At 73.0% G+C, this 20,524-nt stretch carries 17 protein-coding genes; 4 read left to right on the top strand and 13 right to left on the bottom strand.

Features of this window, described 5'->3' with window-relative positions; all coding sequences use genetic code 11:
• Positions 1-177: 177 nt before the first annotated feature.
• From AC07DS_RS27280 to AC07DS_RS27290, 3 genes are all read right to left on the bottom strand, one after another.
• Positions 178-1,164 (bottom strand): DUF2510 domain-containing protein, encoded by a 987-nt coding sequence (locus AC07DS_RS27280; protein WP_479149392.1) that lies wholly within the window; start codon positions 1,162-1,164, stop codon positions 178-180.
• Positions 1,165-1,345: 181 nt separating this feature from the next.
• A complete protein-coding gene (locus AC07DS_RS27285; RefSeq protein WP_479149393.1) occupies positions 1,346-2,497 on the bottom strand; it encodes an anhydro-N-acetylmuramic acid kinase in 1,152 nt (383 codons plus the stop codon).
• 3 nt (positions 2,498-2,500) lie between these two features.
• Complete coding sequence (locus tag AC07DS_RS27290) at positions 2,501-3,862, bottom strand: MFS transporter (protein WP_479149395.1); 1,362 nt, start codon at positions 3,860-3,862, stop codon at positions 2,501-2,503.
• 181 nt (positions 3,863-4,043) lie between these two features.
• Between AC07DS_RS27290 and AC07DS_RS27295 the strand changes: the two genes are divergently transcribed.
• Entirely contained in the window at positions 4,044-6,728 is a 2,685-nt protein-coding gene (locus AC07DS_RS27295) for an ATP-binding protein (protein WP_479149396.1), read from the top strand.
• Positions 6,729-6,777: 49 nt separating this feature from the next.
• On the opposite strand, the gene pcaDC is transcribed toward AC07DS_RS27295, so the two are convergent.
• The 6 genes from pcaDC to AC07DS_RS27325 all read right to left on the bottom strand — a co-directional run bounded on the left by pcaDC (position 6,778) and on the right by AC07DS_RS27325 (position 12,132).
• Positions 6,778-7,941 (bottom strand): bifunctional 3-oxoadipate enol-lactonase/4-carboxymuconolactone decarboxylase PcaDC, encoded by a 1,164-nt coding sequence (gene pcaDC, locus AC07DS_RS27300; protein WP_479149398.1) that lies wholly within the window; start codon positions 7,939-7,941, stop codon positions 6,778-6,780.
• On the bottom strand, positions 7,938-9,278 hold the full coding sequence (gene pcaB, locus AC07DS_RS27305; protein ID WP_479149400.1) for a 3-carboxy-cis,cis-muconate cycloisomerase: 1,341 nt from the start codon (positions 9,276-9,278) through the stop codon (positions 7,938-7,940). Before pcaB ends, pcaDC begins: the two co-directional genes overlap by 4 nt.
• The gene (pcaG, locus tag AC07DS_RS27310) at positions 9,275-9,877 is read right to left on the bottom strand and encodes a protocatechuate 3,4-dioxygenase subunit alpha (protein ID WP_479149402.1); all 603 of its coding nucleotides are present in this window, start codon (positions 9,875-9,877) and stop codon (positions 9,275-9,277) included. Before pcaG ends, pcaB begins: the two co-directional genes overlap by 4 nt.
• Positions 9,878-9,885: 8 nt before the next feature.
• Entirely contained in the window at positions 9,886-10,659 is a 774-nt protein-coding gene (gene pcaH, locus AC07DS_RS27315; protein WP_479149404.1) for a protocatechuate 3,4-dioxygenase subunit beta, read from the bottom strand.
• A 73-nt stretch (positions 10,660-10,732) separates the two neighbouring features.
• Entirely contained in the window at positions 10,733-11,377 is a 645-nt protein-coding gene (locus AC07DS_RS27320; protein WP_479149405.1) for a CoA transferase subunit B, read from the bottom strand.
• On the bottom strand, positions 11,377-12,132 hold the full coding sequence (locus tag AC07DS_RS27325; protein ID WP_479149407.1) for a CoA transferase subunit A: 756 nt from the start codon (positions 12,130-12,132) through the stop codon (positions 11,377-11,379). Before AC07DS_RS27325 ends, AC07DS_RS27320 begins: the two co-directional genes overlap by 1 nt.
• Positions 12,133-12,312: 180 nt before the next feature.
• On the opposite strand from AC07DS_RS27325, the gene AC07DS_RS27330 reads away from it, so the two are divergent.
• Positions 12,313-12,780: a MarR family winged helix-turn-helix transcriptional regulator gene (locus AC07DS_RS27330; protein WP_479149408.1), complete on the top strand. Its 468-nt coding sequence runs from the start codon at positions 12,313-12,315 to the stop codon at positions 12,778-12,780.
• A 12-nt stretch (positions 12,781-12,792) separates the two neighbouring features.
• On the opposite strand, the gene AC07DS_RS27335 is transcribed toward AC07DS_RS27330, so the two are convergent.
• A complete protein-coding gene (locus AC07DS_RS27335; RefSeq protein ID WP_479149693.1) occupies positions 12,793-13,773 on the bottom strand; it encodes a DUF3048 domain-containing protein in 981 nt (326 codons plus the stop codon).
• A gap of 239 nt (positions 13,774-14,012) precedes the next feature.
• Here AC07DS_RS27335 and AC07DS_RS27340 point away from each other — a divergent pair, with 239 nt between their 5' ends.
• Positions 14,013-15,203, top strand: coding sequence for a zinc-dependent alcohol dehydrogenase (locus AC07DS_RS27340; RefSeq protein ID WP_479149410.1), 1,191 nt, complete (start codon positions 14,013-14,015; stop codon positions 15,201-15,203).
• Here the strand turns inward: AC07DS_RS27340 and AC07DS_RS27345 are convergent.
• Positions 15,200-16,279 (bottom strand): ATP-dependent DNA ligase, encoded by a 1,080-nt coding sequence (locus AC07DS_RS27345; protein WP_479149412.1) that lies wholly within the window; start codon positions 16,277-16,279, stop codon positions 15,200-15,202. The two genes, AC07DS_RS27340 and AC07DS_RS27345, sit on opposite strands and share 4 nt — an antisense overlap.
• Positions 16,280-16,353: 74 nt before the next feature.
• On the opposite strand from AC07DS_RS27345, the gene ligD reads away from it, so the two are divergent.
• Positions 16,354-17,373, top strand: a complete 1,020-nt coding sequence (gene ligD / locus AC07DS_RS27350; protein ID WP_479149414.1) for a non-homologous end-joining DNA ligase — start codon at positions 16,354-16,356, stop codon at positions 17,371-17,373.
• Between the two features lie 12 nt (positions 17,374-17,385).
• On the opposite strand, the gene AC07DS_RS27355 is transcribed toward ligD, so the two are convergent.
• Together AC07DS_RS27355 and AC07DS_RS27360 are read right to left on the bottom strand one after the other, a co-directional pair.
• The gene (locus AC07DS_RS27355) at positions 17,386-19,524 is read right to left on the bottom strand and encodes a HEAT repeat domain-containing protein (RefSeq protein WP_479149415.1); all 2,139 of its coding nucleotides are present in this window, start codon (positions 19,522-19,524) and stop codon (positions 17,386-17,388) included.
• 70 nt (positions 19,525-19,594) lie between these two features.
• Positions 19,595-20,479, bottom strand: a complete 885-nt coding sequence (locus tag AC07DS_RS27360) for a hypothetical protein (protein ID WP_479149417.1) — start codon at positions 20,477-20,479, stop codon at positions 19,595-19,597.
• Between the last annotated feature and the right edge of the window lie 45 nt (positions 20,480-20,524).

A 20,524-nucleotide genomic window follows, 5' to 3' on the forward strand; every position in this document is an offset into this window, starting at 1 on the left:
CGGTGCTGCCCGCACTCGGGCGGACCAAGGGCCCAGGCTGCTGTTCAGGGGATGGCGGAAGGGGGACCTGTTGGCGCCCCACTGGGGGGAGGGGGGCGCCCCGCACCCCCCGGCCGGGTGGGGTTCCCCTTGAGCGGAGGGGAACCCCACCCGGCCGACTTCTGTCCGGCGGTGTCCTCAGACGTTCTGGCCGTTCCCGTCGCCCGACGAGACCTTGATCCCCTGCAGGATGTCGTCGATGACGGACACCTTCTGGCCGACGTCCACACCGAAGCGCACCACGACGATCCGCTTGGTGTCGTTGGGCGAGGGGAAGGCGACGGACTCGACGTAGCCGTCGGAGCCGTTGGCGGTGACCGCCTTCCAGCGCACCAGGTAGCCCTTCTGCCCGGCCACCGTGACCGTCTTGGAGGCCAGCACCTCGTGCGAGGTGATGCTGCCGTAGGAGGTGCCGCCGTAGGACTCCTTGGCGTTGGCCGCGATGTCCGCCTTGGCGACCGCCTCGGCCGTGTCGCCGTCCGTGCCGAGCGCGACGGCGGGTGCCGAGTAGGCGCCGCCCGCGGTGCACGTCTGCTCCTTGTTGCCTGGGCACTTGTAGGAGTTGTCGGACGTGACCTGCGCGCCGACGCTGATCGTCTGCCCGGTCCAGCCCTTCGGTACGGGCATGCTGATCCCGTTCACCGGATCCGGCACCGTGCCGCCGCCCTGGATCTTGGGCGCCGCGGACTGCCCCGGGGACGGCGACCCGCCCGGACCGCCGGACCCGCCCTGCCCGCCGTTCTGTCCGCCCGGTGCCTGCTGGGAACCGGCGCGGTCGTCGCCCCCGCCGCTCCCGCCGTCCTTGCTGAGCGCGTACACACCGACCCCGATGCTCACCAGGACCGCGGCCGCCGCCACCACGGCTATGCCGGTGCGCAGACCGCGACGGGGCGCGGCCGGCTGGACCGGGTACACCGGATATCCCGGAAAGGCGGCCCCGTACGCCGGGGCAGCCGGCTGCGGGCCACCGGGAAACTGCTGCGCCGGGGGACCCCACGTGGCGGCCGTCCCGGCGGGGCGGGTCTGGTCGGTCCAGGCCTTGCCGTCCCACCAGCGCTCGGTGGGCGGACCGTCATTCGTCTGCCCGGGGTCGGGGTACCACCCGGGAGGAGTCACCTGCGTCATGCCCCCACCGTATGAGGCATCGGTGAAAGCCGGATGAGAGGATCCGCCGCCAATTCCCCGGACCGGTACATTTCACCTCGGATTCAATGACCTTGACCCGGGATTTCCGTGCTTCGCCGCGGACTCCCGCGTTCCGGCCGGCACCGTCGGACCGGCGTGCGGTACAGCACGGTGGGCTTCCTCACACCGTCACCACCAGCCGTACCGGCCCCACCCGCGGGGCCGGCGGCAGGCGCAGACCCTCCCGCCCCGGTGTCAGCGAGCCCAGCACACTCGGGTGCCGGGCGCCCGTGCTGCGCGGGTCGGTGCCGGGGAGGCCGTGGGCCGTGAGGAAACCGAGGACAGCAAAGGCGTACGCCTCCTTCGCGGCGGCGGACAGGCCCAGCTGGTCCGAGGTGCGTACGGCGGTCCGCGGGAGCAGCTCCCGGACGTGGGACATGAGCACCGGGTTGCGGGTGCCTCCGCCGGAGGCGATCACCTCCGTGGCGCCGACGGACCGCACCGCGTCGGCGATGGTCCGGGCCGTCAGCAGGGTGAGCGTCGCCAGCACGTCCGGGGCGGGCAGGCCGTCCACCCCGGCCGCCCGCAGGTACCCGGCGTGGAACAGCTCCTTGCCGGTCGTCTTGGGCGGGACCAGCGTGTAGTACGGCTCGGCGAGCAGCCGGTCCAGCAGCGGCAGGTCCGGCCGGCCCCGTGCGGCCAGCGCCCCGTCGGCGTCGTAGGCCAGGCGCCCGCCGCTGTACTCCCTGGCTGCCGCGTCCAGCAGCGCGCAGCCCGGTCCGGTGTCGAAGGCGGTCCCGTCCGGCGCGGTCAGGTTGGCGATCCCGCCGATGTTCAGCGCCACCGGCGTGCCGGGCCTGCCCCGCAGCCACAACAGGTCCACGAGGCTCACCAGGGGCGCGCCCTGGCCGCCGGCGGTGACGTCCCGGGACCGGAAGTCGGCGACCACCGGCAGCCCGGTCGCCTCGGCGATCCACGCCGGCTGCCCCAGCTGGAGCGTGCCGTGCACCCGGCCGCCGTCCACCCAGTGGTAGACGGTCTGCCCGTGCGAGGCCACCAATTCGCCTTGACCACCGCACAGTTCACGGTCCGCCCGGACCGCCGCCGCGGCGAACGCCCGCCCGATCAGGGTGTCGAGGCGGCACACCTCGGCGAGCGGGACGGCGGCCGGCGGCAGCGCCGCGGCGAGCGCTTCGCGCAGTGCGTCGTCGTACGGCGCGCTCACCATCCCCAGCGGCTTCAGCGCGAGAGTGTCCCCGTCCAGCCGCAGATCCGCGGCCGCCGCGTCGACCGCGTCGTACGACGTCCCCGACATGAGCCCGATCACCCGCATCGCTCAACTCACCTTTCCCGTCTGCCGCTTCATCAGCGCCAGCGCACTCAGCGCGCAGGCCGTCGCGGCGTAGTAGGCGGGCACGTCCACGTTCCCGGTCCGGTGTACGGCCTCCGTGATGATCAGTCCCGCGCATCCGGAGAACACCGCGTTCGAGAGGGAGTAGGCCAGCCCGAGGCCCGTCCAGCGCACCCGTGCCGGGAACATCTCGGCGAGCAGTGCGGGCCCGGGCCCGGCCATGAGCCCCACCACGGCACCCGCCGCACACGTGGCCATGCCCCTCGCCAGGGCGGAAGTCCCCTCGTTCTGCAGCAGGTCGAACAACGGCACGGCGAGTCCGGCCACCAGCACCGCGCCGGTGAGCATCACCGGACGCCGCCCGACCCGGTCGCTGAGCAGCCCCGCCGGGAGGATCGCCGCGGCGAACCCGACGTTGGCCGGCACGGTGGCGAGCAGCGCCTCCCGGACACCCGTGTGCAGCGAGGCCTGGAGATACGAGGGCAGGACGACGAGGAACGTGTATCCGGCCGCCGACCAGCCCATGACCCGCCCGACGCCGAGCAGCACCGCCGACGCGACCACCCCGGCGCCACCCGGGCCGGCAGCATGCCGCTCCCGCTCCCGGAACTCCGGTGTCTCCTCCAGCCCGACCCGCAGCCATAGCGCCACCAGCCCCAGCGGCAACGCCAGCAGGAACGGCAACCGCCAGCCCCAGTCGGCGAGTTGGTTCTCGCCGAGCACCGTGGCCGTCGTCGCCGCGACACCCGCACCGCCCAGCAGGCCCAGCGCCACCGTGAACGACTGCCACGCGCCGTACAGTCCGCGCCGCCCCGGCGGGGCGAACTCGGTCATCAGCGCCACCGCACCGCCGAACTCCCCGCCCGCCGAAAGTCCCTGAAGCACCCTCAGGAACGTCAGCAGCCACGGTGCCAGGGCGCCCGCGGTGGCGTACGTCGGCAGCACGCCGATCAGCGTCGTGGCGGCCGCCATCAGCGCGATCACGGCGATCAGCACCGGACGCCGCCCGATCCGGTCGCCCAGCCTGCCGAACAGGGCCGCGCCGAGGGGCCGGAAGAAGAACGCCAGTGCGAAGGATGCGTACGTGCGCACCAGGCCCTCGGTCGCAGTCGCGCCCGCCGGGGTGAAGAACCGCTCGGCGAGGACGGTGGCCAGATAGCCGTAGACGCCGAACTCGTACCACTCGACGAGATTGCCCACCGACCCCGCCGCCACCGCCCGCACCGTCGGCGTGCGGGCGGCCGTGTCGCCGCGGACGCCGCGCCGGTCGCGGTCGTCCCGTTCGTCGCGGTCGTGTCGTTCCCCATGGTCCCCGCGATCTCCGGGGGGTTCGAAAATCAGCTTCATTCCAGGCCCTGTTGACGGTTCGTCGGATCCACAGCGGCTGGTGGGACGGCATGCGCGTCGCCCACTCGCCTCATCGTTCACCCGGCGGGGCAACACGTGCCCGGACCGGCCTCCACACATCCCACCGGACGGCTACGCTCGTGGTCTGTACGTCATTCGGGCGACCTGGGGAGGTAACGGGATGACGGAGGCACGGCCGTCGGCGGCCGCCGCGGCTTCCCTGTGGGAGCGGGACGCGGAGATCGCCACCGTCACGCGGACGCTCGACGTCCTGTGCGCCGATCAGTCGTCCGCGGGCGGCCTGCTGGTCTTCCGGGGCGAGGCCGGACTCGGCAAGACCGCGCTGCTCGCCGAGACCCGCCGCATCGCCGAGCGCCGCGGCTGCACGGTGTGGTACGCCCGCGGCGGCGAGACCCTGAAGTCCGTGCCGTTCAACGTGGTGCGACAGCTGCTCCAGCCGGCGCTGCTCTCCCTGCTCCCGGAGGAGGCACGCGAGTACCTCGGCGACTGGTACGACATCGCGGGCCCCGCCCTCGGGATAGTGGACCCGGGCGAGGGCAGCGTCGACCCGCAGTACGTCTGCGACGGGCTCGTCGCGGCCGTGCGCCGGCTCGCCCGCCGTGAGTGGCCGCTGGTGCTGATCATCGACGACGCACACTGGGCCGACCAGGAGACCCTGCGCTGGCTCGCCGCGTTCGCCGAACGCCTGGACGACCTGTCGGTGCTGGTCCTGGTCGCCCGCCGCCCCGGCGAGGTGAGCGGCGAGAGCGCCCGCCTCCTCGAAGCGGTCGCCGCCACGGCGGGACATCCCGTCAACAACCTCAGCGCCCTGACCCCGGAGGCCACCTCCGGGCTCACCCGCGCCACCGTCGGCCGGCACGCCGACGACCCGTTCTGCCGCGAGGTCTGGGCCGTCACCGGCGGCAACCCGTACGACACCGTCGAACTCCTCGCCAAGGTGCTGGACAGCGAGGTCCATCCGGTCGAGTCCCGGGCCGGCGAACTGCGCGACCTGAACCGCTCCGCCCGCGGCGGCGGCCTGGTCGACCGGCTCAAGGGACTCGGCATCGACGCCACCCAGTTCGCCTGGGCCGCCGCCATCCTCGGCACCGGCATCTCCGTCGACCTCGTCGCACGGCTCGCCTCCATGAACCTCGACGTCGCCGAGCGCTGCGCCGACCTGCTCCGCATCGCCCGCTTCCTCACCGAACCCGACCCGGCGGCCGGCTCCGAGACCGAGGAAGGCGGGCTGGAGTTCGTCCACCCGCTGATCGCCTCCGCCGTCTACAACTCCATCCCGGCGGGCGTGTGCACCGCGATGCACGGCGTCGCCGCGCAGATCCTCACCGAGACCGGGCACAGCGCCGCCGAGGCCTCCCGGCACCTGCTCAAGGTGCACCCGGACGACGACGAGGAACTCGTCGAGCAGCTGCGCGAGGCGGCCCGCGAGCACCTGGCCGTCGGCGCGCCCGACGCGGCCCGCCGCTGCCTGGAGCGCGCCCTGGCCGAGCCGCCGCTCCCCGACGTGCACGCACAGGTGCTCTTCGAACTGGGCCACGCCACCCTGCTCACCGCACCCGCCGTCACCATCGAGCATCTGCAGTCCGCGCTCGCCATGCCCGGCCTGGACGGCACCCAGCGGGTCGACGCCGTGGTCCGGCTCTCCCAGGCGCTGCTCCACAACGACCAGCTGGAGGAAGCCGTTCGCACGGTCGAGGCCGAGGCCGCCCGGCACGAGGCGGGCCCGGTCAAGCTGCGGCTGCAGGCCGTGCAGTTCATGTGGGAGGGCATCCACGGCGAGACCGTCTCCCAGGAACGCTCCCGGCGCCTGGCCGAACTGGCCGGCACCTGCACCGGCCGGGACAACTCCGAGCGCGCCCTGCTGATCCTGCGCGGCTTCGACGCGATGACCCACGGCGAGAACGCCGAGGAGGTCCTCCAGCTGTGCGACCGCGCCCTCGTCAACGGCCGCCTCGCACCCGGCCTCGGCTGGACCGACGCCGAGTGGGGCATCGAACTGCTGATGATGCTCGGCAGTTCGTACGCCTACGCCGACCGGCTCGACCGCGCCGAGAGCCTGTTCGCCGAGGCCCTGCGCGCCTATACCGGGGCCGGCTGGCGCGGCGGCCACCTCTCCCTGGCCAACGCCTTCCTCGGCCTCGCCTACCGCAGGCAGGGCCGGCTCCGCGACGCCGAGACCACGCTGCGCGAGGCGCTGACGCTGGCCGAGCGCGTCGGCCGCGGCCTGCCGCTGTACTGGTCGTCGACCTGCGGACTCGTCGACACCCTGCTGGCCCGTGGCCATGTCGAGGAGGCCTGGGCGATCGCCGAGCAGTACGGCTTCGCCCCGCCCTACCCGTCCACGATCGTGCTGCCCGACATCCGCTCCGTACGCGGCCGGCTGCTGCTCGCGACGGGCCGCACCGAGGAGGGCATCAACGAACTGGAGGCCGCCGAGAAGACCGCCGCGTCCCGCGGGGGCCACAACCCCGTCCTCGCGCCCTGGTCCGTCGACCTCGCCAAGGCCCTCGCCACCCAGGACCCCGCCAGGGCCGCCCGGCTCGCCGCGGACGCCCGCCGACAGGCCGAGCGGTTCGGCACGGACACCGCCATCGGCGAGGCCCTGCGCTGTGCCGCCGCGCTGGAGACCGGGCAGCGCGCGGTCCATCTGGCCGCCCAGGCCGTCGCCTATCTGGAGGCCTCGCCCTGCCAGTACGAGCACGCGGCGGCCCGGGTCGAGTACGGCATCGCGATCCGCTCGGTCGCGGAACTCAACCGGGGCCTGGCGCTGGCCCGTTCGATCGGCGCGGACGGGCTGGTGGCACAGGCGCGGGAGGTGCTGGAGACCGGGCGGGGACTGCGCTAGGCGGGTGCCGGGCGTCGCCGCGCAGAGGGGAATCCGACGACCAGCAGGGTCACCCTCGGCCGGGCGTCCCGTCCTCGTCCTTCCCGTCCTCGTCCTGCCGGTCCTCCTCGGCGAGCACCCGCTGGGCCGTCGCGAACGCCGAGTTGGCCGCGGGCACCCCGCAGTACACCGCTGTCTGCAGCAGCACCGCGCCGATCTCCTGCGGCGTCAGCCCGTTCCGCCGCGCTGCGCGGACATGCATCGCCAGTTCGTCGTAGTGGCCGTGCGCGACCAGCGCGGTCAGCGTGATCATGCTGCGCTCGCGGCGCGAGAGGGTCGGGTCGGTCCAGATCTCGCCCCAGGCGTAGCGGGAGATGAAGTCCTGGAACCGCGCCGTGAACGGGGTCTGCCGGGCCTGCGCCCGGTCGACGTGCGCATCGCCCAGCACCTCCCGGCGCACCGCCGTCCCGCTCGCCGGGGGCCCGGTCAGCTGGGTGCGCAGGGCGGTCAGGACGGCCTGCGGGCACTGCGCGGGCGCGAGGTGCGATGCCCCGGGCAGCTCCACGAGCGCGGCCGCGGGCACCGCGTCCGCGATCTCCCGCAGATGCTCGGGCGGCGTCGCCGGATCCTGCCGGCCCGCAACGAGCAGGGCCTGTACGGCGATGTCGGCGAGCCGGTCGCGCAGGTCGAACGCGGCCAGCGCGTCGCAGCAGGCGGCGTACGCCGCCGGGTCGGCCTCCCGGTGGTCCCGCACCAGCCGCGGCACGGTGAAGCCGGGCGTGAACCACCGCGCGTCGGCGCTCTCCACCAGCCACTCCAGGCCCTCCCGGCGCACCCGCTCGGCCCGCTCCCGCCAGGGCGCGCTGCCGCCGAAGTGCGCGGAGGAGCAGATGACGGCCAGCGAGGTCAGCCGCTCGGGGTGGTGCACGGCCAGGTGCAGGCCGACCGCGCCGCCCAGCGACACCCCCGCATAGGCGAACCGCTCGATGCCGAGCGCGTCGGCGAGCGCCAGCACCAGCGCGGCGAGGTCGCCGACGGTGGCACCCGGCCCGATCAGGTCCGGCGCCGAACCACCGTGCCCCGGCAGGTCCCAGCGCACCACCCGGTGGGTGGTCGACAGCTCGGGCGCGATCGCGTCCCACAGGGCGTAAGAGGTGCCGAGCGACGGGCCGAGCAGCAGCGGGGGAGCAGAGGCCGGGCCTTCTTCCAGGTGGTTGAGGAGTTTTACGGTCAACGTCGCTCCAGGGCAAGGTCGGTGAGGGAACCGGCGAATCCGGTGTAGTGGGCGGGGTCGGCGAGGTCGTCCAGTTCGATGTCCTGCAACTCCTCTTCCTCCGCGAGGAGTTCATGCAGTGGGCGGTCCTCCTCGTGGGCGCGGCCGGCCAGTTCGGTCAGCAGTTCCTTGGCCCGTGCCCGGCCGAGGACGGGTGTCAGGGCGGCGGACAGCCGCTCGGAGACGATCAGACCCCGGGTCGTGTGCAGGTTCCGGCGCATCGCGGCGGGGTGCACCCGCAGCCCCTCGGTCAGCTCGGCGGCGTGCGCGGCGGCACCGCCCGTCAGCCGTAGCAGGTCGCGCAGCGGCTCCCACTCGGCGTGCCAGGCACCGGCCGGCCGCTCGTCCTCGGCGGCCAGGGAGCCGTACAGGGTGGCCGCGAGCTGCGGGGCGCGCCGGGCGGCAGCGGCGAGGAGCGTGGAACGCACGGGGTTCGCCTTGTGCGGCATGGCGGAGGAGCCGCCACCACTGCGTTCGCTCACCTCGCCGACCTCGGTGCGCGACAGCGTCAGCACGTCCACGGCGAGCTTGCCCAGCGCCCCGGCGGTGAAGGCCAGACAGCCGGCCAGGTCGGCGACGGGCGTGCGCAGCGTGTGCCAGGGCAACGCCGGTGCGGCGAGACCGGCTTCGCGGGCGTACGCCTTCGTCAGCGCGTCCGCGTCCTGGGCTCCGTACGTCTGGAATGCCGCCAGGGTGCCCGCGGCACCTCCGAGTTGGGCGGGGAGCGAGTCCCGTACCCGGGTGAGGCGGTCGCGTGCGTCCAGGACCAGCGAGCGCCAGCCGGCCGCCTTCAACCCGAACGTCGTGGGTACGGCGTGCTGGGTGAGCGTCCGACCAGGAAGTGGCGTGTCGCGGTGCTCCGCCGCGAGTCCGGCCAACGCCCGCTCGGTGCGGCCGAGGTCGACGAGGACCGGCCCCAGGGTGCGTACGGCGACCAGCATCGTCGCCGTGTCCATGATGTCCTGGCTGGTCGCACCACGGTGGACGTACGGGCCGTACTCCTCGCCGACCGCCGCCGTCAGGTCGGCGACCAGCGGGATGACCGGGTTGCCGCCCGCCGGGGTGCGGGCCGCCAGCGAGCGGATGCCGAAGTTCGCCGGGACGGCCGCCTCGGTCACCGCCGCCGCGGCCTCCGCCGGGGCGAGCCCGAGCGCGGCCTGCGCCCGGGCCAGCGCGGCCTCGGCGTCGAGCAGGGCCCGCAGATAGGCGTGGTCGCCGGTCTCGGAGGCGGCCTCGGACAGCCCCCACTCGGGGGCGAGCAGACCCGTGTCGGCGTACGGCGGGGACACAGATGTCACTGGAACTCCAGGAAGACCGTCTCGCCTTCGCCCTGAAGGCGGATGTCGAAACGGTAGGTGCTGCCGCCCTCGTCGCCGGCGATCAGCGTGTCGCGCCGGTCGCCCACCCGGGTGAGCAGCGGGTCCGCGGCGAGCGCGGCCGCGTCGCCCGGCAGGTAGATCCGGGTGAACAGGTGCACGAGCAGGCCGCGCGCGAAGACGCACACGCTCAGGTACGGGGCGCTCCGCCCGCGTGCGCCGGGTCGCAGCGTCCGCGCGTACCAGTGGCCGTTCGCGTCGGTCTGGACGCGGCCCCAGCCGGTGAACTCCACGCCGTTGCGGCCCGGACAGCCACCGGTCGCCGGGTCCCGCCGGATGGAACCGTCCACCTGCGGCACGGTGCCGTCGGGGCGCGGCCCCCACAGCTCGACGAGGGCGTCCGGAAGCGGGTCGCCCTCGCCGTCGAGGACGTACCCGTGCACGGTGACCGTGTCGGGGTGCCCCAGGGGCGCGATGTCCTCGCCGCCGCGGAACGGCAGCGCATACCCGTAGAAGGGGCCGACCGTGTGGGAGGGGGTGGGCGGCACGCTCTGCGGGCCGCTCGTGTCGGTCTTCGTCATCGCTTCCGTCAGCGTCCTTCCTCGATCCAGGTGGCGGCCGGGCCGTCCAGCACGATGTCCCAGTGGTAGCCGAGGGAGAACTCCGGCACCGACAGGGCGTGGTCGTAGGTGGCGACCAGCCGTTGCCGGGCCGCGTCGTCCGTCACGGACTGCAGGATCGGGTCGTACGGGAACAGCGGGTCGTTCGGGAAGTACATCTGCGTCACCAGCCGCTGGGTGAACGCCGTACCGAAGACCGAGAAGTGGATGTGCGCCGGGCGCCAGGCGCCCACGTGGTTGCGCCAGGGGTAGGGGCCGGGCCGGACGGTGGTGAACCGGTAGCGGCCCTCGGCGTCCGTGAGGGTGCGGCCCACGCCGGTGAAGTTGGGGTCCAGCGGGGCGTCGTGGTGCTCGCGCCGATGGGCGTAGCGGCCGGCCGAGTTGGCCTGCCAGATCTCGACCAGCTGGCCGTGGACCGGGTGTCCGGCACGGTCGAGGAGCCGTCCGGACACGGTGATCCGCTCGCCGACCGGCTCTCCGGTGTGCTGCCGGGTGAGGTCGTTGTCGATGTCGCCGAGGTCGCGCTCCCCGAAGGCGGGGGAGTGCAGTTCCACCAGTTCGGGGTCCTGGCGGGTGTCGATGGCGACCAGGGGCCGCTTGGGGTGGCGGAGCAGGGAGGAGCGGTAGGGCGCGTAGTCGCGGCGCGGGTGGTGCTCGACGGGTGCTCCGTCGGCGACCCGCTTCTCGTACGCGGCGTGCTCCGCCGCGATCTCGCGGTCGATGTCCTGCTGGGTGAGAGTCATCGGGGGATACCTGACGCTTCCTTGGCGTTCGAGGGTGGCCGCACCGGTGGCGGAGCCATGACGGGGACCGGGTTCACAGCACGCGCTCCCCGATGGTCAGTTCAGCGCCGGTCCTGGTGACGACGTCTTCAACGGTCACTCCCGGCGCGGTCTCCACCAGGAGGAGCCCCGCATCCGTGACGTCCAGTACCGCCAGATCCGTGACGACTCGGTTCACACACGCCTTGCCCGTGAGCGGCAGCGTGCACTGCTCCAGAATCTTGGGGGAGCCGTCCTTCGCCGTGTGCGTCATGACGACGACGACCGTACGGGCGCCGTGCACCAGGTCCATCGCCCCGCCGATCCCGGTGACCAGTTTCCCCGGCACCGCCCAGTTGGCCAGGTCGCCGCACGCGGACACCTGCATCGCACCCAGCACGGCCACGTCGATGTGCCCGCCCCGGATCATCGCGAAGCTCAGGGCCGAATCGAAGTAGGAGGCGCCCGGCAGGACCGTCACGGTCTCCTTGCCGGCGTTGATCAGGTCCGGGTCGACCTCGTCCTCGGCGGGGTACGGGCCGGTTCCCAGGATGCCGTTCTCCGACTCCAGGACCACCTCGACGCCCGGCGGCAGATGGTTCGGGATCAGCGTCGGCAGGCCGATGCCGAGGTTGACGTACTGGCCGTCCTTCAGTTCGCGGGCCGCCCGGGCGGCCATCTCCTCGCGTGTCCAGGCCATCAGGACCTCACCGTCCGCTGCTCGATCTTCTTGTCCGCCGCCTGCTCGGGGGTCAGCGCCACCACGCGCTGCACGAAGACGCCGGGCAGGTGCACCGCGTCCGGGTCGATCTCCCCGGGCTCCACCAGCTCCTCCACCTCGGCGACGGTCACCCGGCCGGCCATCGCGGCAAGGGGGTTGAAGTTCCGGGCGGACCTGCCGAAGACGAGGTTGCCGTGCCGGTCGCCCCTGGCGGCGCGGACCAGCGCGAAGTCCGTGCGGATGGCCCGCTCCAGGACGTACTCCGCGCCGTCGAACTCCCGGACCTCCTTCGGGGGCGAGGCGAGCGCGATCCCGCCCGCACCGTCGTACCGCCACGGCAGCCCGCCCTCGGCGACCTGTGTGCCCACGCCCGCCGGGGTGTAGAAGGCAGGGATCCCGGCGCCGCCCGCGCGCAGCCGCTCGGCGAGCGTGCCCTGCGGGATCAGCTCGACCTCCAGTTCGCCGGACAGGTACTGGCGGGCGAACTCCTTGTTGCCGCCGATGTAGGAGCCGGTCACCCGGGCGATCCGGCCGGCGGCCAGCAGCACCGCGAGGCCGGACTCCATCGCACCGCAGTTGTTCGACACCACGCCCAGACCGGTCGTCCCGCGCTCGTACAGCGCCTGGATCAGTACGTTGGGCACACCGCTCAGCCCGAAGCCGCCGACCGCGAGGGACGCACCGTCCGGCACATCGGCCACCGCCTCCAGGGCAGTGGCGATCACCTTGTCCATCCGTGAAGCCTCATCTCTGCAATTAGTCAGTGCACTGAGTATTTCAGCGAGGTGCTCCTCACGCTGCCATCGGACATCAGAACCGTCAAGGCTCTGCAGCGCCGGGGATTCCTCGTGCAGACATGTGTACCCCCGGCGAGTATCGTTCAGTGCACCAACGAATCGACCAGGGGAGCATGCATGGCCGCGGTGGACCTCGCCACCCATCCCGGGCACCTGGCCCGGCGGCTCCAGCAGGCGCACCACCTGCTGTGGAACGCCATGGTCTCCGAGGAGATCACCTCACCGCAGTTCGCGGTGCTGAACGCACTCGTCGCCGAGCCGGGTCTGGACCAGCGGACCGTGGGGGAGCGGGTCGGCCTGGACCGGTCGACGATCGCCGAGGTCATCAGCAGGCTCACCCGCCGCGAGCTGCTGCACAAGGTCCGCGACCCGCAGGACGGCCGCCGCTTCCTGCTGCGCCTCACCGACGAGGGGCTGCGCGTCCACCGCAAGCTGACCGTGCGCACCGCGCGGATGAACCAGGTCTTCCTCGCCCCGCTCTCCCCCGAGGAGCAGACCGTCTTCTTCGACCTGATGAGCAGGGTCGCGGACGCCGCCGAGAACCTGCGCAACCCGGCCGAGCCGCTGGTCGCCCGGCAGAGCTGAACGGCGGCCCGGTCAGGAGCGGGCCTCGGCGAACACCACCCACACCTGGCCGGCGGCGAAGTTCAGCGGGCTGCCGTCCGCCGCGGTGAACGCCGTGCCGTCCGCGGCGGACGGCCGGGACCAGGTGGCGTCGAAGGACCGGCCGTCCCGCAGCACCTCGGCCTTTCCGGAGCCGACCGTCTCGGTGTACGGCGTCGTGTTGCCGAGTGTGTCGTGATACCGCGACGCACGGATCCGCACGTACTGCACGACGACCGTCGCCGGCGCCGGCCGTCCACCGTCGGTCGTCACCGTGGGCGTGCCGTCCATCGCGACCAGCCAGCCGCTTCGCCCCGCGGACCAGGTGAAGGTGAAGCGCGCCGACGGATAGCGCACCGTCCGCGCGGACTCGGGAGTGCCGCCGGAGGGCGCCGGACCGTAGTGGAAACCGGTGGTCAGCGCGGTCTTGCCGGGCGCGGAGGGCAGTAGCCGGGCGGGGTGCAGATACAGGTTGTGCGGCGCGGCCCTGTCGGTGCCCCGGTAGTAGGCGTCCGTGGCCTCGTCGGGCGACTCGGCCCGCACGGGAGCCTGGTGGATCAGCGGCAGCAGCTTGCGCTGGGCTCCGGAGAACGCCAGCGTCGGTTCGTCGAACTGGCGCAGCAGCTCCAGATCGGACTCGCGGGCGCTGCGCACCGGGCCGACCGTTTTGGGGAGGTTGGTGGCGTACACCGCCATGAGGCGGCTCAGGCCGCCCTCGACCTGCTCCGCGTACACGACGTCCGCCGCGTCGAGTCCCGTCTGCGGGCGGGCCGCCGGCACGTTGTCGATCTTCACGGCGAGCAGCGAGGCGTCCGCGGGCACGGCCGGACCGGTGGGCGACGAGGTCCGGTGCGGAGCGTGGGCGTCGTCGGCCGGGCCGTGCCGTGTGCAGCCGGTTGTCAGGGAGACCGTCATCGTGATGGCGGCCAGAGCCGCCGTCAGTGCGGTACGTCGTGTGCGCGCGCTGCGTCCTATGGCCACCGCTGCCCCCGTTCGTATATGTCGATTGTGTGCTCATCGGGTCATCGCGGGCCATCCCTGGTCGGTTCCGGTCATGCGCGTCCCGCGGGTCGACCGAGTCCGCGGCGCGGCCCGGGCGTCCGGTCCACCGGGCGGCGCAGGTGTTCGTCGCGGCACGCGCGGGTACCCGGGCGCCACCGCGAACCGGACGCGCCAGGAAACCGGCGCGCACGCGAGCAAGGGAGCGCGACCCCATGAAGGCAGTCACCTGGCAGGGCAGGCGGGACGTGCGGGTGGAGAACGTGCCCGACCCGCGAATCGAACAGCCCACCGACGCCGTCATCCGCATCACGTCCAGCGGGCTGTGCGGCTCGGATCTGCATCTGTACGAGGTGCTCACCCCGTTCATGACCCCGGGTGACATCCTCGGCCACGAACCGATGGGCATCGTCCAGGAGGTCGGTCCCGGGGTGCCGGACCTCGCCGCGGGCGACCGGGTGGTGGTCCCGTTCCAGATCGCCTGCGGAGACTGCTGGATGTGCCTGACCGGGCTGCCCACCCAGTGCGAGACGACCCAGGTCACCGGCGAGGGCATGGGTGCCGCCCTGTTCGGCTACACGCGCCTGTACGGCGCCGTGCCGGGCGGACAGGCCGAGTACCTGCGTGTCCCGCAGGCGCAGTTCGGCCCGATCAAGGTGCCCGAGGGCCCGCCGGACGACCGGTTCGTCTATCTCTCGGACGTGCTGCCCACCGCCTGGCAGGCCGTCGAGTACGCGTCCGTCCCGCCCGGCGGCAGCCTCGCCGTCCTCGGCCTCGGCCCGATCGGCGACATGGCCTGCCGGGTCGCGCTGGCCCGGGGAGCCGAGCGGGTGTTCGGCGTCGACCTGGTGCCCGAGCGGCTCGGCCGGACGAGCCGGCGCGGTGTGCGGACGTATGACCTCAGGGCCTTCGACGACGAGAAGGAGCTGGTCGCCGCGATCCGCGATCAGACCGACGGCCGCGGCCCGGACGCCGTGATCGACGCCGTAGGGACCGAGGCCCACGGCAGCGCCGCGGCCCGGCTCGCCCAGCAGGCGTCCGCGATGCTGCCCCGCAAGCTGGGCCTGCCGCTCGCGGAACGCTTCAGTGTCGACCGGCTCGGCGCTCTCCACCTGGCCATCGACCTGGTCCGGCGGGGTGGCACCCTCTCCCTCGTCGGTGTCTACGGCGGCACGGCCGACCCGATCCCGATGCTCACCCTGTTCGACAAGCAGATCCAGATTCGGATGGGGCAGGCCAACGTGCGCCGGTGGACCGACGCGATCATGCCCTACCTCACGGACGAGGACCCACTCGGCGTGGAGGACTTCGCCACGCACCGGCTGCCGCTCGACGAGGCACCGGCCGCGTACGAGATGTTCCAGCACAAGCAGGACGGCGCGATCAAGATCCTGATGCAGCCCTAGGAGCCGTCCTCCCCGGCCCCGAGGATCTCCGCGAGGTCGTAGCGCACCGGTTTCTCCAGCTGCGCGTAGGTGCAGCTCTCCGGTGTCCGGTCCGGGCGCCAGCGACGGAAGCGGGCCGTGTGCCGGAAGCGGGCGCCGTTCTCCATGTGGTCGTAGGCCACCTCGGCGACCCGCTCCGGCCGGATCGGCACCCAGGACAGGTCCTTCTTGCCCGACCAGCGGCTCGGTGCCCCCGGCAGCCGGGCCGTCTCGTGCGCCGCCTCGTCGCCCCACGCCGCCCACGGGTGCCCGGCCGCGTCGTCCATCCGCAGCGGCTCCAGCTCCTCGACCAGCTCGGCGCGCTTCTTCATGGCGAAGGCCGCCGACACACCCACGTGCTGCAGGGCACCCCGGTCGTCGTACAGGCCCAGCAGCAGCGAGCCCACCACCGGTCCGCTCTTGTGGAACCGGTAGCCCGCCACCACGACATCCGCGGTCCGCTCGTGCTTGATCTTGAACATGACCCGTTCGTCCTGCAGATAGCGCAGATCGAGCGGCTTGGCGACGACCCCGTCCAGACCGGCGCCCTCGTACTGCTCGAACCATCGCTGCGCCGTCTCCCCGTCGGTCGTCGCCGGCGCCAGATGCACCGGCGCGCCCACGCCGGACAGCGCCCGCTCCAGCAGGGCCCGCCGGTCGGTCAGCGGCACGTCGAGCAGGGCGTGGTCGTCCAGCGCCAGCAGGTCGAACGCCACGAAGGAGGCCGGGGTCCTCTCGGCCAGCATCCGCACCCGCGAGTCCGCCGGATGGATCCGCTCGGTCAGCGCGTCGAAGTCCAGCCGTCCGCCCCGCGCGATCACGATCTCCCCGTCCAGCACGCACCGCTGCGGCACCCGCTCCTTCAACGCCGCGACCAGCTCCGGAAAGTACCTGGTCAGCGGCTTCCCGGTGCGGCTTCCCAGCTCGACCTCGGCCCCGTCCCGGAACACGATCGCGCGGAACCCGTCCCACTTCGCCTCGTAGTGCATGCCCGGCGGGATCTTCGCCACCGACTTGGCGAGCATCGGCTTCACGGGCGGCATCACCGGCAGATCCATGCGTCCGATTCTGCTCGCATACGTCAGCCGACGCCCGGTGTGCGGGGTGTGCCGGGTGCGCCTACCGTGGCCGCATGGGTGAAGCGGTGGAGCTGGACGTGGCCGGCCGGACCGTACGGCTGTCCAGCCCCGACAAGGTCTTCTTCCCGGAGCGCGGATTCACCAAGCTGGACGTCGCCCAGTACTACGCCGCCGTAGGCCCCGGCATCCTGCGCGCCCTGCGCGACCGCCCCACCACCCTCCAGCGCTACCCGGACGGCGTCGACGGCGAGTGGTTCTACCAGAAGCGCGCACCCAAGGGCATGCCCGACTGGATCCCCACCGCTCACATCACCTTCCCCAGCGGTCGCAGCGCCGACGAGATGTGCCCCACCGAGGAGGCCGCCGTGGTGTGGGCCGCCCAGTACGGCACGCTCACCTTCCACCCCTGGCCGGTGCGCCGCACCCACGTCGACCATCCCGACGAACTCCGCATCGACCTCGACCCGCAGCCCGGCACCGACTACGACGACGCCGCCCGTGCCGCCCACGAACTGCGCGCCGTCCTCGACGAGTTCGGCGGCCTGCGCGGCTGGCCCAAGACCTCGGGCGGCCGCGGCCTGCACGTCTTCGTGCCCATCGAACCGCGCTGGACCTTCACCCAGGTGCGGCGCGCCGCGATCGCGGTCGGCCGGGAGATGGAACGCCGGATGCCCGACCAGGTCACGATCAAGTGGTGGAAGGAGGAGCGCGGCGAGCGCATCTTCCTCGATTACAACCAGACCGCCCGCGACCGCACCATCGCCTCCGCCTACTCCGTCCGCCCCCGCCCGAACGCCCCCGTCTCCGCGCCCCTGAACTGGGACGAGGTCGGCGTGGCCCACCCCCGCGACTTCGACCTCGCCACCATGCCGGCCCGCTTCGCCGAACTCGGCGACGTGCACGCCGACATGGACGCTCACGCCTACTCCCTCGACGCCCTCCTCGAACTGGCCCGCCGCGACGAACACGAGCACGGCCTGGGCGACCTGCCGTACCCGCCGGAGTACCCGAAGATGCCGGGCGAGCCCAAGCGGGTCCAGCCGAGCCGGGCCCGCCCCGAGCAGGACTCCTGACCCGGCCCGGCGCTAGCGAACCGGGGCTTCGATCCGCTCGCCGAACCCGGCCAGCACACGCCGACAGTCCTGCTGCAGGGCCACGTCGGTGGGAACGTCGTAGCGCATGTTGCCGGTGGAGTCGTCGTTGTTGTGACGGCGTGGCGAGGCCAGCTCCGTGCGTATCAGCGGCAGCGCCGGTGCGGCCGCCGGGCCCATGCCGGCCAGGCAGCCGGCCATGGCGGGACGCTGGGCGGGCGTGGCCGACCACTCGCTCAGGAGCACGGGGAGCGCCTCCTCCGTCTCCCCGGTGACCTGCCACAGGCCGACGGCCGCCCGGGCGGGCGTGTGACCGTCCGCGATCATCCCGCGCAACGTGGGTGCGAGCGCGGCACCGGACCGGCCCAGGGACCCGGTCAGCCGCAGGGCCGCGTACCACGGGCTCCAGGACCGCGACCGCAGGCCCTCGCGGACGACGGGGAGCACCGCCTCGGCCTCGCCCGTCAGGGCCCACAGGGCGTGTGCGACATGGATGCGGTGCTCGTCCGCGAGGGTGTCGTCCTCCCACAGCCGCCGTACCAGCGGGGCCGCTTCGGCAGCCTCGGGGCCGTAGGCGGAGAGGGCCTCCAGGACCTGCCGTGTCGTCCGGAAGTGCTCGGCACCGGCCAGGACGCGGATCAGCAGGGGCACCGACCCGGCGTGCCGAAGTGTACCCAGGGCCTCGACGAGGCCGTCCAGCTCCGCTGACGATGCGCGGTGGTCCAGCCGGGCCAGCCGGTCGTGGAGCACGGGGCCGAGCGGGGCCGCCTCGGGGCCGAGTGCCTCGAGCCACCGGGACAGCTTCTCGGGCAGCTCGACCACTTCGAGCACATGGGTGAGCGCCGGCACGATCCGTGCGTCGCCCTGCAGCGCCAGCACCTCGAAGGCCATGCCGAGGGCCATGTCCCGGAAGGCCGTGTCGCTCTCCAGCGGGCGGCCCTCCCAGCTCTCGACGTACGCCGCCACCCCCTCGGACACCCGGTGTGCCACCGGTGCGAGATACCGCAGTTCCGACAGCACCTCCTTCTGCAGCCGCAGATCGTCGTCGGCCAGCAGCCGGGCGAGCGCCAGGACCGGTTCGTCGTCGGGAGCCCGCCACCCCGTCAGCAACCGTCCCGCCATGCCGACGGCGTGCCTGCGCTGGCGCGGACTGGGGCTGCCCAACTGGCCGACGAGGAGCGGGAAGCGCAGGTCGACCCGGTCGCGCAGCTCCGTGTGCAGCTCTTGGAGCAGGTCCGCCGCGTCGTCCAGGTCCAGGCTGCGGCGGTGCTCCGCGTGCAGCTCGCGCACATGGGAGATCAGGGTGTCCGTGCGCGGCCGCTCGGGCGCGGCGGGCGGCGGGCCCAGCTCGTCCGCCTCCCGGGCCAGCCGCATCACGTCCAGCGCGATCTCCGCGGTGTCCGGCGGCAGTTCGCCGGGCGCGCTGCGCGCCAGCCGGGCCAGTGCCGTCATCCGCACCTGGGGATCGGGGGTGCCGGAGACGAGATCCTTCAGCATCCGGACCGCCTCGGTGCCCAGCTCGGCGGGGTGCCGTCCGGCCAGCGTGCCCAGGGCGCGCGCCAGGGACCGGGCGGCCTCCGGGTCGGTCTCCGCCGGCACCCGGTCGCGCAGGGCGCGGAACACCCGCACCGGGTCCGGGTGCAGCCGCGCCAGCGCACCCGGCACGGCGGCCCGCACCCCGGGATCCGGATCGCCGAGCAGTCCGAGGAAGTCCCCGGCCCGCTCCCGGACCAGGTCACGCGCCACGAAGAAGTGCCGCAGCCATTCCTCGTGTTCGTCCTCGTCGAACTCGGCGAAGGCCTCGGCCTCCTCCGCGTCCCACTCGTCCTCGTCCGAGGCGTGGGCGATGCTGCACAGCAGGCCGATCACCGCCCCCCGGTCGGCGATCGACGGGTTCGCGACCAGCTCGAACAGGAACGGGACACAGGCGACCGTGCTGTCGTACACATCCCCCTGGTGGTGCACCGCGCCGTACATGCCGTCCAGCGCGATCTCCCGGCGCTCCGGGTCGTCCGAGGTCAACCCCCACAGCAACTCCGGCACATCGGAAGCCGACTCGGTGTACGCGTGCCCCATCGACGCCCAGTCGACGTCGTCGATCCCCCTGAACATCCAGCCCTCCCCGTGGTTCATGGCGCGTGTTCCGCCACTGATCACAGGATGCCGCACGCCACTGACAACGCGTTCGGCCTGTGGACAACCCTCACGCGAGGTCGAACACGAACCACTCGGTGAACGGTTTGACCTGCACATGGATCCGGGAGCCACGGGAGACGATCCGGCGCCGACCGAGCCGCCCGCCGTCGGGGCGCATCAGGCGGCTCTCGGCCACCGGTTCCACGGAGGTCTCCGTCAGACGGCAGTCGACGAGCCGGTTGCGGTCGTCACCGTATCCGCTGAAGAACACGGCCCGTTCGCCCAGGACGGCGAGCCCGCTCGCACCCCGCACCGGGTTCTGTCGTACCCGCACGACCTGGGCATCGTCCACCTCGATGAGCGGGAAGCGGGCGTACGGGCACACCCAGGCGGTGCGCCCGGTCACGTTCAAGGTGTAGCAGTCGTCGATCCACCCCGCGTCGGGCACCGGGCTGTAGGACCACAGGGGTTCGCCCGTGATGCTCCAGCGGCGCAGGCCGGGCGCACTCAACGCGTCGTCGCCGTAGACACCCTCGTCGAAGTAGCCGACCCAGAGGTCTCCCGCCCGGTCGGCCAGAAGGTGTTGGAAGCCGTCCCCCACGCGGAACGTGCCGGTCGCCCGGCCCAGTGGGTCGAAGACCTGGACCTGCTGCCCGTCGTCCTTGTCCGCCCGGGGCGTCGCCAGCACGAACCCGCCGTCGGGCAGGGCCTCGATATGGGGGCACCAGGGCAACACCGCATGCAGGTACGTCTCGTGGCACGCGCCGTCCTCGACGGTCACCACCAGCGAGTCGTACGGATCGGAGCCCAGGTCCTTGGGCGGGTGCTCGGTGAGCAGCCAGTGTGCCCGGCCGAACGCGTCGACCGAGCTGTGGACGATGTGCCGGTCGCGGTACGTGCGCGGCAGTCGTGCGTAGGGCACGAGCCGCGTCTCGGGGCGCTCAGCCGGCATGAGCCTTTCGCATCTTCATCCGGCGATCTTCACCTGGCGAGACGC

The organism is Streptomyces sp. NPDC044064, from assembly GCF_056434245.1.